This is a genomic window from Chryseobacterium endophyticum, assembly GCF_056333165.1.
On record NZ_JBWGXE010000002.1, the window covers coordinates 737,361 to 751,428 of the forward strand.

Annotated in this window: 11 protein-coding genes; 4 read left to right on the forward strand and 7 right to left on the reverse strand. The window is 39.2% G+C overall.

Features of this window, described 5'->3' with window-relative positions; translation table 11 throughout:
• Nucleotides 1-5: 5 nt before the first annotated feature.
• Genes AC0N32_RS07805 through AC0N32_RS07815 form a run of 3 tightly spaced genes read left to right on the forward strand, consistent with a single transcriptional unit; the run spans nt 6 to nt 2,142 of the window.
• The gene (locus AC0N32_RS07805; protein ID WP_476393291.1) at nt 6-977 is read left to right on the forward strand and encodes a glycosyltransferase family 2 protein; all 972 of its coding nucleotides are present in this window, start codon (nt 6-8) and stop codon (nt 975-977) included.
• Nucleotides 974-1,582 (forward strand): hypothetical protein, encoded by a 609-nt coding sequence (locus AC0N32_RS07810; RefSeq protein ID WP_476393292.1) that lies wholly within the window; start codon nt 974-976, stop codon nt 1,580-1,582. Before AC0N32_RS07805 ends, AC0N32_RS07810 begins: the two co-directional genes overlap by 4 nt.
• A gap of 5 nt (nt 1,583-1,587) precedes the next feature.
• Nucleotides 1,588-2,142 carry a 3'-5' exonuclease gene (locus tag AC0N32_RS07815; RefSeq protein ID WP_476393293.1) on the forward strand — a complete coding sequence of 185 codons (555 nt, stop codon included), beginning with the start codon at nt 1,588-1,590 and terminating at the stop codon, nt 2,140-2,142.
• Between the two features lies 1 nt (nt 2,143).
• On the opposite strand, the gene apaG is transcribed toward AC0N32_RS07815, so the two are convergent.
• The 7 genes from apaG to glgB all read right to left on the reverse strand — a co-directional run bounded on the left by apaG (nt 2,144) and on the right by glgB (nt 12,720).
• The gene (gene apaG / locus AC0N32_RS07820; RefSeq protein ID WP_476393294.1) at nt 2,144-2,533 is read right to left on the reverse strand and encodes a Co2+/Mg2+ efflux protein ApaG; all 390 of its coding nucleotides are present in this window, start codon (nt 2,531-2,533) and stop codon (nt 2,144-2,146) included.
• A gap of 80 nt (nt 2,534-2,613) precedes the next feature.
• Complete coding sequence (gene odhB / locus AC0N32_RS07825; protein ID WP_476393295.1) at nt 2,614-3,870, reverse strand: 2-oxoglutarate dehydrogenase complex dihydrolipoyllysine-residue succinyltransferase; 1,257 nt, start codon at nt 3,868-3,870, stop codon at nt 2,614-2,616.
• Between the two features lie 89 nt (nt 3,871-3,959).
• Entirely contained in the window at nt 3,960-6,776 is a 2,817-nt protein-coding gene (locus AC0N32_RS07830; protein ID WP_476393296.1) for a 2-oxoglutarate dehydrogenase E1 component, read from the reverse strand.
• Between the two features lie 123 nt (nt 6,777-6,899).
• Complete coding sequence (locus AC0N32_RS07835; RefSeq protein WP_476393297.1) at nt 6,900-7,940, reverse strand: SRPBCC domain-containing protein; 1,041 nt, start codon at nt 7,938-7,940, stop codon at nt 6,900-6,902.
• A 118-nt stretch (nt 7,941-8,058) separates the two neighbouring features.
• A complete protein-coding gene (locus tag AC0N32_RS07840; RefSeq protein ID WP_476393298.1) occupies nt 8,059-9,327 on the reverse strand; it encodes a glucose-1-phosphate adenylyltransferase in 1,269 nt (422 codons plus the stop codon).
• Between the two features lie 36 nt (nt 9,328-9,363).
• Nucleotides 9,364-10,770 carry a glycogen synthase gene (locus tag AC0N32_RS07845; protein ID WP_476393299.1) on the reverse strand — a complete coding sequence of 469 codons (1,407 nt, stop codon included), beginning with the start codon at nt 10,768-10,770 and terminating at the stop codon, nt 9,364-9,366.
• Nucleotides 10,771-10,773: 3 nt separating this feature from the next.
• On the reverse strand, nt 10,774-12,720 hold the full coding sequence (glgB, locus tag AC0N32_RS07850; RefSeq protein ID WP_476393300.1) for a 1,4-alpha-glucan branching protein GlgB: 1,947 nt from the start codon (nt 12,718-12,720) through the stop codon (nt 10,774-10,776).
• A 223-nt stretch (nt 12,721-12,943) separates the two neighbouring features.
• Between glgB and AC0N32_RS07855 the strand changes: the two genes are divergently transcribed.
• Nucleotides 12,944-14,065, forward strand: coding sequence for an alpha/beta hydrolase (locus AC0N32_RS07855; protein ID WP_476393301.1), 1,122 nt, complete (start codon nt 12,944-12,946; stop codon nt 14,063-14,065).
• The last annotated feature ends 3 nt before the right edge of the window (nt 14,066-14,068 follow it).

Sequence of the window (14,068 nt, forward strand, 5' to 3'; positions counted from 1 at the left end):
AACGAATGCAGAAAAAATTAGCGGTAGTCATATTAAACTGGAACGGAAAGACTTGGCTTGAAAAATTTCTTCCCAGCGTTGCCCGGTTTTCCCGGCAATCTGACATTTATGTGATAGACAATTTTTCTACCGATGATTCCGTAGCCTTTTTGCAGCATCACTTTCCACATGTTAAGATCGTTAAAAATGATAAGAATTACGGCTTTGCAGGTGGTTATAACGAAGGATTGAAGCATATTGACAATGAAATATACTGCCTCCTCAATTCCGATGTAGAAGTTACAGAAAACTGGACAGAGCCTGTACTGGAACTGTTTGAAAGAAATCAGGAAATATCAGCGGTACAGCCCAAAATTTTATCTTTTGACAGAAAAAACTATTTTGAATTTGCCGGTGCGGCAGGCGGTTTAATCGACAATTTAGGGTATCCGTATTGCAGGGGAAGAATTTTTGATGATGTGGAAGAAGATCTTGGACAGTATGATGACGAAACAGAAATTTTCTGGGCATCCGGTTGTTGCCTTTTTATCCGTTCAAAAGATTTCTGGTCACAAAACGGGTTTGATGAACGATTTTTTGCCCATCAGGAAGAAATTGACCTTTGCTGGAGACTGATTAATGCGGGAAAAAAGATCTTTTACACCGGGAGATCAAAAGTTTATCATGTCGGCGGAGGAACTTTAAATAAGCAAAGTGCAAAAAAGACCTTTCTGAACATGAGGAACAACCTTTCCATGTTACTGAAAAACATGCCGTTTCCGAATATGATTTTCGTTATATTCGCAAGGCTATGTCTGGACGGATTGGCTGCCGTATATTTTGGATATAAATACGGATTTTCTCATTTCTGGGCTGTCGGAAAGGCACATTTTGCTTTTTATATGCAGATTCCCGGAACATGGAAGCGTCGCCAGAAACAACAGAAGCATAAATTTTATCAATCAAAATGGTTGATTTTTAAACATTTCCTACAATGAAAACAACTTCTTTATCTTTATTATTATTTGTGTGCATTTTCCAGTTCGGATTTTCGCAGAAGAATACCTGGTCTGAAATTGATAAAAACTGCAGCTTCCGGGCATTAACGGAAAAGGGTTCTGAAAATGTAAAAGATACTGATCCTGTAACAGTTGAAGTTTTTTCATTCCGCGACCTTATCGATAATATTGATATTGAAAAGGAGAAAGCTGTATCTAAAAAAGTGATGCCTTTTAATGAAATTCATGAAAAAATTGACCGTAAAGGAAAGGTAAATTTCAAAAAAGGCTCTGTCTATCTGGTAAGGCTTCAGGAAGGAATACATGGCGGAAGATTTCGCATTGAGATCAGTAAAAATGCAGACAAAAAACTTGTTGATAGTTTCAGTAAATATTTGAATGAAAAGGTAACATACGGAAGCATTCTTAAGGAAACAACCGATACTCCGACAAATAAAAATGTCATCAAAAGCTTTATTGTTACGATCAGTGACCATGACAATTTTAATATCAATACTTTAGAAGATCAATTTAAAGATGTCATTCAGGGAATTACAAAGGTGGCCACCAATAGAAATACAACATTCTTTAAAATAACAACTTAACATTCATGGATTTTTGTGCCATAGATTTCGAAACAGCAACTCATGAACGAAATTCAGCATGTGAGCTGGGAGTCTGTATTGTGCAGGATTCCAGAATTGTAGAAACAAAGACCTGGCTGATTAAACCGCCGAGTTTTCCTTACTTTAATCCTTTTAACGTCGATGTTCACGGAATTTTACCGGAAGATGTAAAAGATGCTCCTACTTTTGATGAAATCTGGTATGAGGTGGAGGAAATGATGTACGGGACTTTAATGATTGCCCATAACGCAGGTTTTGATGCCGGTGTTCTCCGTGGCTGCCTGAATCACTATGGAATGTTTACTCCAAAATTAAATTACCTCTGCAGCATTCAGCTTGCTAAAAAATCGTGGAATTATTTACCTAAATACGGGTTAAAACACTTGGCAGAATACCATCAGTTAAGTTTTAAACATCACAGAGCCGGTGATGATGCCGAAGTTTGTGCAAAAATTTCTTTGCTGGCTTTCGAAAAACTTTTTCTCACCACTAATGATGAGATTGCAGATCTTTTGAAACTTAAGATTAAAAAGCTCTAACTTAATTGCTCAGAACTTCAGATAACAGATTGAATTTCGGAATATCAATTTCAAAATTCTCCTGAGTTTCCATATTTCTTACAAGGTACTTTCCACTCATATTTCCTACTCCTGACCGTAACATAACGTTTGAGAAATAAGCAAAGTTTTCGCTGACAGAAATTTCAGGTGTGAGGCCGATTACGCCGTCGCCGATAATTTCCGTATAGCCAAACCCTACATCAAAAATCAGCCATTTTCTCTTCAGAATTTTTATAGGAAAATTTCCGTCATTTTCGATCGTTATATTGTACTTGAAAACGTATCTGTTTTCAGATGGGTAACTGTTTTTGCTATCATATTCAGGTATGACTGAAACTTTAATATTGGAGGTCATTTTAGAGAACATCATCTTGTTATTTTCCAAAAAGATACAAAAATCTCGCCCTTTTGGGGGCGAGATGAAAATTTATATTATAATTTTTTCCTGGATTATAAGCCTAAGCCTTTTCTTTCGTCACCATTCATGAGAATTCCTACCGGATTATCAATAGCCTCTTTTACCGCTACCAGGAAGCCTACAGACTCTTTTCCGTCGATAATTCTATGGTCATAAGACATGGCTACATACATCATCGGACGAATCACCACCTGCCCGTCAACAGCAACCGGTCTCTGGATAATATTGTGCATACCCAGAATTGCAGATTGAGGAGGGTTGATGATCGGCGTAGACATCATGGATCCGAAAGTTCCGCCATTCGTAATGGTGAAAGTTCCGCCTGTCATTTCGTCAACAGTGATTTTTCCGTCTCTTACTTTTATAGCCAGGTCTTTAATATTGGCTTCAACACTTGCAAAAGACATATTTTCTGCATTTCTCAATACCGGAACCATTAATCCTTTAGGACCTGAAACCGCAATCGAAATATCGCAGAAATCGTAGTTTACTTTGAAATCTCCGTCGATAGATGCATTGACATCAGGATACATCTGTAATGCTCTTGTCACCGCTTTTGTAAAGAAAGACATGAAGCCAAGCCCTACACCGTGTTTCTGAGCAAATTCTTCTTTATATTGTTTTCTCAGTCTGAAGATTTCAGACATGTCAACTTCATTGAAAGTAGTCAACATTGCCGTTTCGTTCTTTACAGAAACCAGTCTCTGAGCAATTTTTCTTCTAAGAACTGAAAGTTTTGTCGTCGTTGTTGATCTTGATCCGGTAGCCGTAACAGGATTTCCTCCAAATGCAGGAACAGCTGCCAACTCAGCATCAGATTTAGTGATTCTTCCGTCTCTTCCGCTTCCTGAAACCTGTGAAGCCTCCATTCCTTTTTCATCAAGGATTTTTTTCGCTGCCGGCGATGGTGCACCGGTAGCATACGTTTGTGGTGTAGCAGGCTGGGTAGCAGGTTTTGGAGTCTCCTCTTTTGCAGGTTCAGCAGCTTTCGGAGCTTCTTCCTGTTTTGGAGCTTCAGCCGCAGGAGCATCGCTTCCTGCAGGTTTTGCAGCATCCATATCGATTAAGCAAACTACCTGTCCTACCTGTACAACGTCACCTTCTTCTGCTTTTAAAGTAATGATTCCGCTTTGTTCAGCAGGCAATTCAAGAGTGGCTTTGTCTGAATCTACTTCAGCGATGGGTTGATCTTTTTCTACATAATCACCATCTTTTACAAGCCAGGTTGCAATTTCAACTTCTGTAATTGATTCGCCCGGTGAAGGAACTTTCATTTCTAAAACTGACATATCGTATTTTTTATTTTTTTAATTTTTATTTTTTTGACTTTAAGAAAACAGTAAAAGACAAAAGGCTAATATCTGGTTTTCAGCTAAATTTAAGCGGTTACAGGTCTTTTTACCGGGGCATCATTACGATCAAACACCCGGTTGATCACTGCATTTTGATTTTTCTCAAACATTTTGTGGCTTCCCGGAGCCGGAGCACCACTAGGAACCGGAGCAACCACCTGGATTCCAGTATCCCTGAAGTTTCTTAAGATATAAGACCAAGCTCCCATATTTTCAGGTTCTTCCTGAGCCCAAACAAGAGTTTTTCTGTTTCCATACTTGCTGAAGATGGCCTCAATTGCGTCTGCCTGTAGCGGATACAATTGTTCGAATCTTACCAAAGCAACATTCTCAGCATTTAACTCTTCTTTTTTAGCTAATAATTCAAAATACAGCTTACCTGAACACAGCACTAATTTTTCCACTTTTTCAGGATCTGCAGTCGGATCATCCAAAATAGGCTGGAAGCTTCCTGTAGCAAAATCTTCCAATGGAGAAACTACTTTAGGATGTCTCAATAATGATTTTGGACTCATCACAATCAGAGGTTTTCTGAATGACCACTTCAACTGTCTTCTTAATAAATGGAAGTAGTTGGCCGGGGATGTGATATTGGCAACGACCATATTTTCATTGGCACAAAGCGTTAAGAACCTTTCCAGTCTTGCTGAAGAGTGCTCTGCTCCCTGCCCTTCTGAACCGTGTGGCAATAGCATTACCAGACCGTCCTGGATCTTCCATTTTTCTTCTGCTGCGGCTAAATATTGGTCAACAATAATTTGTGCACCATTTACGAAATCCCCGAATTGCGCTTCCCAAATCGTCAAAGTATTCGGAGAAGCCATTGCATAACCATAATCAAAACCTAAAACACCATATTCTGAAAGGTGAGAATTGTATACATCAAATCTGCTTTCCGAAACGTGTCTTAAAGGGATATATTCTTCTTCGGTATCTTCTGTTTTTACAACGGCATGTCGGTGAGAGAAAGTTCCTCTTTCCACATCCTCACCGGAAATTCTTACATTGTGCCCTTCAACCAAAAGTGTTGCATAAGCCAGCCATTCACCAAGAGCCCAGTCTAAAGAATTTCCTTCAATGGCTTTTATTCTGTTCTCGAAGAGTCTCGTGATTTTATTCAGGAACTTTTTATCAGCCGGAAGTGTAGACATTTTAAGAGCCAGCTCCTTCAGCTTTTCCAGGTCATATTTTGTATCGACAGGTTCCTGTACGGCTCCTCTTTTAGCAATAGGATAGTTCGTCCAGTCATCTGCCATGAACAAATCCATCACATTTTTCTCAATCTCTTTCGAAGCATCAAAATCTTTATCCAGGAGCGCTTTAAATTCAGTTTCCATTTTAGCGATAACATCGTTTGACGTTACGCTGTCTTTCAACAACTGGTCTTTATAGATTTCTCTCGGATTCGGGTGTTTTGAAATGATTTTGTAAAGATTAGGCTGGGTAAATCTCGGCTCATCCCCTTCATTGTGACCATATTTTCTGTATCCTAACAAATCAATGTAAACGTCTTTACCGAATTTAGCCCTGAAATCAGCAGCAAAATGAATCGCATGAACCACTGCTTCCGCATCATCCGCATTCACGTGCATTACAGGAGATTCAGTTACTTTTGCGATGTCAGTACAGTATGTTGAAGATCTTGCATCCATGTAATTTGTGGTAAACGAAACCTGGTTGTTCACAACAATATGAACCGTACCGCCTGTTCTGTAGCCTTCCAGCGTCATCATTTGAGCAACTTCATAAGCAATACCCTGTCCTGCAATAGCACCGTCTCCATGGATAACGATCGGTAATATTTTCGAATAATCTCCTTTGTATTTATCATCTACTTTCGCACGGCAGATCCCTTCTACAAGAGCGGCTACTGTCTCAAGGTGAGATGGGTTCGGGGTAAGATTGATCGCCACTTCTTCTCCTGAAGCGGTTTTTATTTTTTTTGATGATCCTAAGTGATATTTAACGTCACCTGAGAATACATCTTCTTCGAATTCTTTTCCTTCAAATTCCGAGAAAATCTGTTTGTAAGACTTTCCGAAAATATTGGTAAGCACATTCAGCCTTCCTCTGTGGGCCATTCCTAAAACAACCTCGTCAACGCCTAACTGCGAAGATCTGGTGATCAGCTGATCCAATGCAGGAATCAAAGTTTCTCCTCCTTCCAGTGAAAATCTTTTCTGCCCAACAAATTTTGTATGAAGATAATTTTCAAATGCTACCGCCTGGTTTAATTTTAAAAGGATTTCAGTTTTTTCATTCGCTGAAAGACTTGGATGGTTTTCATTAACCTGAAGCCATTGCTTGATAAAATCTTTTTCTTCAACATTGTTGATGTGCATATACTCTACTCCGATCGAATCACAGTAGATGTTTTCCAGATGCGTGATCAGCTCCTGTAAAGTAGCCGGGCCTTTCATCCCTGTTTCAACGGCACAGTTGAATTTTGTATTTAAATCTGACTTATCAAGACCGAAATTTTCGATATCCAAAGTCGGCGTGTAGTGTCTTCTTTCTCGGACAGGATTGGTTTTAGTAAACAGATGACCTCTGGTTCTATACGCTTCGATAAGGTTTACCACCTTAAATTCTTTTTTGATGTGTTCCGGAACTTCACCGTTTGAAGCGGCCTGAGCTGCCTGCTGTACTACGGGAGCTGAAGCTGCCGGAACCTGGCTGTATTGGATATAATCGTCTTCTCCATAGTTCTCCAAAGCAAAATCAAAACCTTGAAAAAAGGCTTTCCAGGAGGGTTCTAAAGAGTCGGGAAATTTTAAGTACTGTTGGTATAAATCCTCAATTAACTGAGAATGAGCTGCGTTTAGGAATGAAAATCTGTCCATTATTACAGTGTATCTGTTATTAAAATTTGTTTATAGAATTGAACCCCAAATTTAATAAAAAAAACCGACTTGGAACAGCGTGAAACTATTAAAAAAACTATAAAAGAAATAATTATTCTGAATTTACTTAAATACTGATAATGAGAGCTTCATATTCACATCCTGATCTTCCATAGGACGCTCCAGAAACGTCTGCCGGATATCTCCAAAACGCATTTCATCTTTTTTAGCCTTTTGGATAAGCTGCTGAATGGCTTTTATTCTCCCCGCATAATTCCCTTTATAGTACATGATATAATTTTGCGTAGGACTTTGTGTCCTGAAACTGAAGTTATTATCCGTAAGCCCAAACTTCTTGGATAACGGAATTCCAAGAAAATAAGACACTTCTTTATCCTTGTAATTATCGGCATCGGTAATCAGTACTGGAAAACCGAATTCATCGTCTTTTTTACCCAGATCCATGGTTGTGTAATTATAGATCTTGTTATAATTCATCACAATGTTTTTATAAAGCGCATCTTTCTTGTTGGAGGTGCTTACATTGATCCCCAGCAAAAGTTTTTCTTCTTCATTTTCAACCATTAAACTGTCGTATTTTATGGCCGCCATCTGGTTGTCTTTCTCCACTTTATTGCCCAGAACATTGTTGAGATTCAACATACTTTTATTGATATTCTCGGCAAAGCGGTCTTCGGTCCAAAAATTTTCTACACGTCTTAAAACGGATAATTTAGGAGTATGGACGATCCAGGTAATCCGAGTCTTTTCGGGAGCAATGGCTTTAAATTTAATATCAACCAGTGTCGGGCTTTCATTTTTATCCTCAAAGAGTTGATATCTCAGTGTTTTGTTGGGATTTTCGTACCGTAAGAACATTTCGCCGTCCGTATCGTTTTTAGGGTCTACATAGCTTATGGAACTTCCTTTTCCTTCATAAGGCGTATAGTAATCGATATCAATGGATTTCGAGCTGGTAAAGAAATTATTCCAGCGGGTAAAGTTCTGCAGATTATTAAACTGATTGAAAACCTTTTCTACCGGATAGTTAATTTCTTTTTCAATTTTAAAATCTTTGCTTTCATCCACAAAATAGTACATTGAAGCGGCATAAGCCCCAATCAGCAAAACGATAAATACAGCTATAATCTTAAAAAAACGCATCGTACAAATGTATAGAAAATAACAAAAGTGACCAATATGATGATCACTCTGTTTAATAATTTATTTTGAAGGATGAAATATCGGCTTTAAATCAATTTCCGTATTCCATACATCCGTTTTATCCGATATGAGTTCCATGTTCCAGGACCGCTCCTTTTTTCACGACGATAATACCATCCTGAACGGAATACGTACCGTAATCACCATCGTTAAGGTGTTTGCCGCCGATAATGCGTACATTATCACCGATGTGGCAGTTTTTATCTAAAATTGCTTTTTCGATATAACAATATTTTCCGATGCCCATATTAGGGCGGCCTTTACTGTCATTATCAACAATTTCTGCAGTGCCCTGGTAAAAATCTGAGCCCATCACATACGCGTTAACGATTGTACTTCCTTTGTCAATTCTTGTCCTGTTTCCAATCACGGAGTTTTCAATTTTATCTGCCATGATGATGCATCCGTCACCAAATACCGCTTTGCTTACATAAGAACCGTTTATTTTTGATGGTGGAAGCATTCTCGCTCTGGTATAGATCGGAGAAGATGAAAAAAGGTTAAACTGCGGGAAATCCTGACAAAGATCAAGGTTTGCTTCATAAAACGATTCTATGGTTCCGATATCCGTCCAATACCCTTCATACTGATAACTGAGCGTGGTATATTTCCCTATGGAATTTGGTATAATATCTTTTCCGAAATCGTCTCCCGCACCTTCATCAAACATCTTTTTGAGAATGCTTTTGGTAAAAATATAAATCCCCATGGAGGCAAGATATTCTTTACCGGCATTTTTATTTTCTTCCGAAACTTCGGACTTTAAGCCGTCCAGCATGTCGTATCCAGGCTTTTCAACAAAAGAGGTAATATTTCCTTCATCGTCAGAACTTAAGATCCCGAAACCTGTCGCATCTTTGGCATTTACAGGAATGGTAGCAATGGTCACATCACCGCCTTTCTCTATATGGAAATCCAGCATTTCCTTGAAATCCATCTGATAAAGCTGATCTCCTGAAAGAATTAAGATATAATCATAATCGTATTTTTCCAAATGTTTCATCGACTGACGCACCGCATCAGCCGTTCCCTGATACCAGCTTTCGTTTTCAACATTCTGTTCGGCAGCCAGAATATCCACAAATCCTTTGCTGAAAATATCAAAGTGATATGAGTTTTTAATGTGTGAATTTAAAGACGCTGAATTAAACTGTGTTAAAACAAGAATCTTGTTCATCCCTGAATTTAAACAATTGGAAATCGGAATATCTACCAATCTGTATTTCCCTGCGATTGGTACGGCAGGTTTTGACCTTGTGTATGTGAGCGGGAACAGCCTTGTTCCTCTACCGCCTCCTAAAACAATGGATATAACATTGCGATTCATAAATATTTTGCATTTTACGTATTAATATTTTTTTATTTAATTTTTATATAAAGCTATGTATTTTTCAGCAGACTTTTCCCAAGCAAAATCAAAACTCATATTGGCATGAATAAGATTTTCCATTACCTCCTTTTGATTGTAGACCATCAATGCCCTGTTCATAGCATGGATAACATCATCTACACCAGGATAAGTAAAATTAATCCCTGCCCCACCTGTGGAAATATCCGCTACGGTATCTCTCAGGCCTCCAATATAGCGAACAATCGGAACCGTACCATATCTCATCGAGTACATCTGATTAAGCCCGCAGGGTTCAACCCTTGATGGCATCAGCAAAAAATCCGCCGAAGCATATATTTTATGTGAAAGATATTCTTTGTATCCCACATCCAGTCCGAAATTGGTGTAGGTATAATCATATTCTTTCAGTTTGTTTTCAATGTACGTGTTTCCGGAACCCAAAACCATTATATTAAGTGCTCCATAACTTTGTTTAATGCTTCTCCAGACGATATCAGGAAGCAAATCTGCGCCTTTTTCCGTAGCAAATCTTCCGATAAAAGCAAATAAAGGAAGCTCAGGCTTTAAGCCATATTCTTTACACAGTTTTTCTTTATTTTTCTTTTTCTGCTCTACGGCATTTTTAATATTAAAATTAAAATCCAGCATCGGATCGGTTTCAGGATTCCAGACTTCCGTGTCGATGCCGTTGATAATTCCGTAGGCTTTACCGAACTCATCTCTTACCAGGCTTTCAAGACCTCTGAAGCTTACATAAAGCTCCTCAAGATATCCCTGGGAAACGGTGGTAAAAGCATTGGCACATTTAATCATGCTTGCCAGAGGATTGATCAACCCGTTCCAGTCCAGTAATCCCCATTTGTACGGATCGAAGGAAGGAAGATATCTGGCCATTTCCCAGCTCATCATTCCCTGGTATTCACCATTGTGAATGGTTCCCACCGTTTTCACACCTTTAAGGAAAGAAAATTCCGGACAATATTCGATCATAAACGGAACCAATCCCGTATGGTAATCGTGACAATGCAGAACATCGGGACGGATTTCCATAGCACTCAGCCAATGAAGAACACCGTGCTGAAAAGCAATGAACTGAAAATTCTCATCCTGATAGCCGTATGGATTATCTCTATCCAGAAGCCCTGGAATTTTTACCATGTACAATTCAAAGCCTAAAGCATTGGATTTTTCCTTTAAAACCTGCACCTGCAGCATATTTCCTCCCTGGTGTATAAAGCCATCAAAAACTATGTCAAACTGATGATCATAGACAAAAGATTTATTATACCACGGCATAACAACCTTCGCATCAATATCTTTAATTTTGTTCTGATACTTCGGCAAAGCGCCTACTACATCGGCAAGACCTCCCACTTTTGCCACCGGATAACATTCGGTACTGAGATGGTAAATTATCATATTCTATCTTTTATAATGTTTGATTCTGTTGTGTTTATATTTTATGTCTTTTCTTTTTAAAATAATCCCTGATAATGGCGGAAGATTGATACTGATCGACTTCTGATGATTCATATAATTTTCGTATTGTTCATCAAAAATATCGGCTCTTACGCCGCTTCCTGCATATTGCTCGTCATCGGAATTAAAAATAACTTCCCAGTGACTTCCTGCGCTTACCCCTACTTTATAATCGATTACGCGTGGAGTAAGGTTCAAAATAACCATACAGACGTCATCTTTTCGCTGTCCTTTTCTCAGGTAAATATATACTGAATTTTCAACGTCATCCGCCTGCACCCACTCAAACCCATAATAGTTGAACTGATTTTCGTAAAGTGCCGTTTCAGTTCTGTAAAGGTGATTCAGTTTTTTCACCAAATCCTTCAATCCTTTGTGAACAGGATACATCAGCAAATGCCAGTCCAGGCTTTTTTTAAAGTTCCATTCGCTCGTTTGCCCGAATTCATCACCCATGAATAAAAGCTTGGCGCCGGGATGCGTAAACATGTATACATACAAAGCCCTTAGATTGGCAAACTTCTGCCATTCGTCACCAAACATTTTGTAAATAAGACTTGCTTTTCCATGAACCACTTCATCATGGGAGAGTGGCATCATATAATTTTCGTTATACATATACATTGAAGCGAAAGTCAGCTTGTGATGATTAAACTTCCGTTCAATGGGATCTACTTTAAAGTAATCCAGGGTATCATGCATCCACCCCATCATCCATTTCATTCCGAAACCGACTCCTCCGTCATGCACAGGTTTTGTAAGCATCGGAAAATCCGAGCTTTCCTCAGCGATTGTTATGATATTATCACCAAACTCCTTGTAAACAGCCGAATTGAATTCCTGCAAAAATGTCTTTGCTTCAAGATTTACATTTCCCCCATAAATATTGGGCTCCCATTCGCCTTCATTCCTGGAATAATCGAGATGAAGCATGGAAGTCACCGCATCTACCCGCAAACCGTCGGCGTGGTAGCGCTCCAGCCAGAACATAGCGTTGGAGATCAAAAAAGATTTTACTTCATTTCGCCCGTAATTAAAAATATAGGATTTCCAGTCGGGGTGGAATCCCTTCCTCGGATCTTCATGTTCATAAAGATACGATCCGTCAAACCGATGCAGCCCATTAGCATCACCCGGAAAATGGGAAGGTACCCAGTCGAGGATCACGCCGATATCATTTTTATGGAGTTCATCAATGAGAAACATCAGGTCCTGGGGCGAGCCGAAACGTGATGTTGCCGCGAAAAACCCCGTAATCTGGTAACCCCAGCTTGGATCGTACGGGTATTCCATAACCGGCATGAATTCCACATGGGTGAATTCCATTTCTTTGATGTAAGGAACAAGCTTTTCAGCTACATCACGGTAACTTAAAAATTTTTCGGGATCCTTATCACTTCGTATCCATGAGCCAAGATGAAGTTCGTAAACGGAAACCGGAGCCTTGAGACTGTTTTTTTTCCAGCGGTTCTGAAGCCAGTCTTTGTCATTCCATTCATACCAGGTGGTAGAAACCAGTGATGCTGCCTGAATGTTTTGTTCCCAGCTCAGTGCATACGGGTCGCTCTTTTCCAGAACTTCCCCTCTCGCTGTTTCTATCGCATATTTGTATAATGTTCCCCAGGTAAGCCCTGCAACGAAGCCTTCCCAGATTCCCGATCCGTCCCATCTTGGGAACAGGATATGGTCTTTGTGATTCCAGCTGTTGAAATTACCGATTACCGAAACTTTTTTGGCGTTGGGTGCCCATACCGAAAAGTAAACGCCCTGCACGCCATCTTTTTCTACGGAATGTGCCCCGAACTTGTCGTACAGCTTATAATGTTTACCTTCTTTAAAAAGATAAATATCATGATCCGTAAAAAGAGTGTATGTTTTAACCGAATTCATCACGGTTTTGATTTAAATTTTAATACTTCTCTGAAACTACTGAAAAAATCAGAAAGAACTGTTAATAAATAGTGAAGTAATTATTATGTTAAATACACAACCATTACTTGCTTCTTATCAAATATAGCTTTTTTTCAGGAGTGTTTCCTTTGATTTTAAAAATAATTTGCCATAAAAAGATTTTATTCTAAATTTATCCTTCAGAATTATAAAAAACGCTTGGATGAGATTTAAACTCCATACTGAGGAAAATGATGAAAGGAATATCTATATCACAGGAAATTTCAACAGCTGGAACCCGCGGGATCTACGCTATCAGCTTGCCAAAGCCGGAGACCGGAATTATTATATAGAAATCGACAATGCGCTTTTACCCGAAACCATAGAATACAAATTCACAAAAGGAGGCTGGGAAAATGTAGAGCTCGATACCTACGGAAACATTACACCAAACAGAAAAGTGAAGAAATCAGAAGGAAAAGCTTCCGACCTGGTAGAGAAATGGCGACTAAACTGGGGACCGTTTAAAAAAGAATTTTTTCCCATTGTGGAAGTTATTTCAGAAGAATTTTACATTCCTCAGCTGGAACGCCACCGGAAGGTCTGGGCATTGCTCCCATACGATTACTATGTTTCAGAAAAGAACTACCCTGTGCTTTATCTTCAGGACGCACAAAATCTTTTCAACGAAGGCAGTGATTACGGCAACTGGGAAATCGACAAGAAACTTTCCGTACTCTCCGAATATGGACGTGGAGAAGTCATCATTATCGCCATAGAACACGGAAGCGAAGACAGAGTTAAGGAGTATATTTTCGATAATGACCATGTCGCCAATGGCTCGGAAGGGAAAAAATACATCCGTTTTATCACCGATACCCTGAAACCTTTTGTAGACGAACATTACCGGATTAAAAAAGACCGCGAGAACACAGGAATCGGCGGCAGCTCTCTGGGGGCATTGATCAGTATTTACAGCGGCTTTCTGTATCCTGAAGTCTATTCTAAACTGCTTATCTTTTCACCTTCACTCTGGGTAGAGCCCGGCAATAATTTTCCGATGATGAATTTCAGGGTTCCTTATAAAATGAAAATCTATCTGTATGGCGGCGGCCGGGAAGGTTCTAAAATGGTTAAAAGAATTCATATTTTCGAACAATATTTAAAACGCTGGGAAAAGAAAAATCTTTTTGATTTCGAATTCAGAACGAGCATCAATCCGGAGGGAACCCATAACGAATTCTACTGGTCACAGGAATTCCCAAGGGCAATCGAATGGCTTTTTTACAACAATACACAAAACCCGGTTGAGGTACAACCTCAGCAAAACAGCATTAAAAAGTAAACA

What these genes read in the sequence shown, in the direction of transcription:
- AC0N32_RS07805 (WP_476393291.1), top strand. Translation starts at nt 6, where the DNA reads ATGCAGAAAAAATTAGCGGTAGTCATATTAAACTGGAACGGAAAGACT.
- AC0N32_RS07810 (WP_476393292.1), top strand. Translation starts at nt 974, where the DNA reads ATGAAAACAACTTCTTTATCTTTATTATTATTTGTGTGCATTTTCCAG.
- AC0N32_RS07815 (WP_476393293.1), top strand. Translation starts at nt 1,588, where the DNA reads ATGGATTTTTGTGCCATAGATTTCGAAACAGCAACTCATGAACGAAAT.
- apaG (WP_476393294.1), bottom strand. Translation starts at nt 2,533, where the DNA reads ATGATGTTCTCTAAAATGACCTCCAATATTAAAGTTTCAGTCATACCT.
- odhB (WP_476393295.1), bottom strand. Translation starts at nt 3,870, where the DNA reads ATGTCAGTTTTAGAAATGAAAGTTCCTTCACCGGGCGAATCAATTACA.
- AC0N32_RS07830 (WP_476393296.1), bottom strand. Translation starts at nt 6,776, where the DNA reads ATGGACAGATTTTCATTCCTAAACGCAGCTCATTCTCAGTTAATTGAG.
- AC0N32_RS07835 (WP_476393297.1), bottom strand. Translation starts at nt 7,940, where the DNA reads ATGCGTTTTTTTAAGATTATAGCTGTATTTATCGTTTTGCTGATTGGG.
- AC0N32_RS07840 (WP_476393298.1), bottom strand. Translation starts at nt 9,327, where the DNA reads ATGAATCGCAATGTTATATCCATTGTTTTAGGAGGCGGTAGAGGAACA.
- AC0N32_RS07845 (WP_476393299.1), bottom strand. Translation starts at nt 10,770, where the DNA reads ATGATAATTTACCATCTCAGTACCGAATGTTATCCGGTGGCAAAAGTG.
- glgB (WP_476393300.1), bottom strand. Translation starts at nt 12,720, where the DNA reads ATGAATTCGGTTAAAACATACACTCTTTTTACGGATCATGATATTTAT.
- AC0N32_RS07855 (WP_476393301.1), top strand. Translation starts at nt 12,944, where the DNA reads ATGAGATTTAAACTCCATACTGAGGAAAATGATGAAAGGAATATCTAT.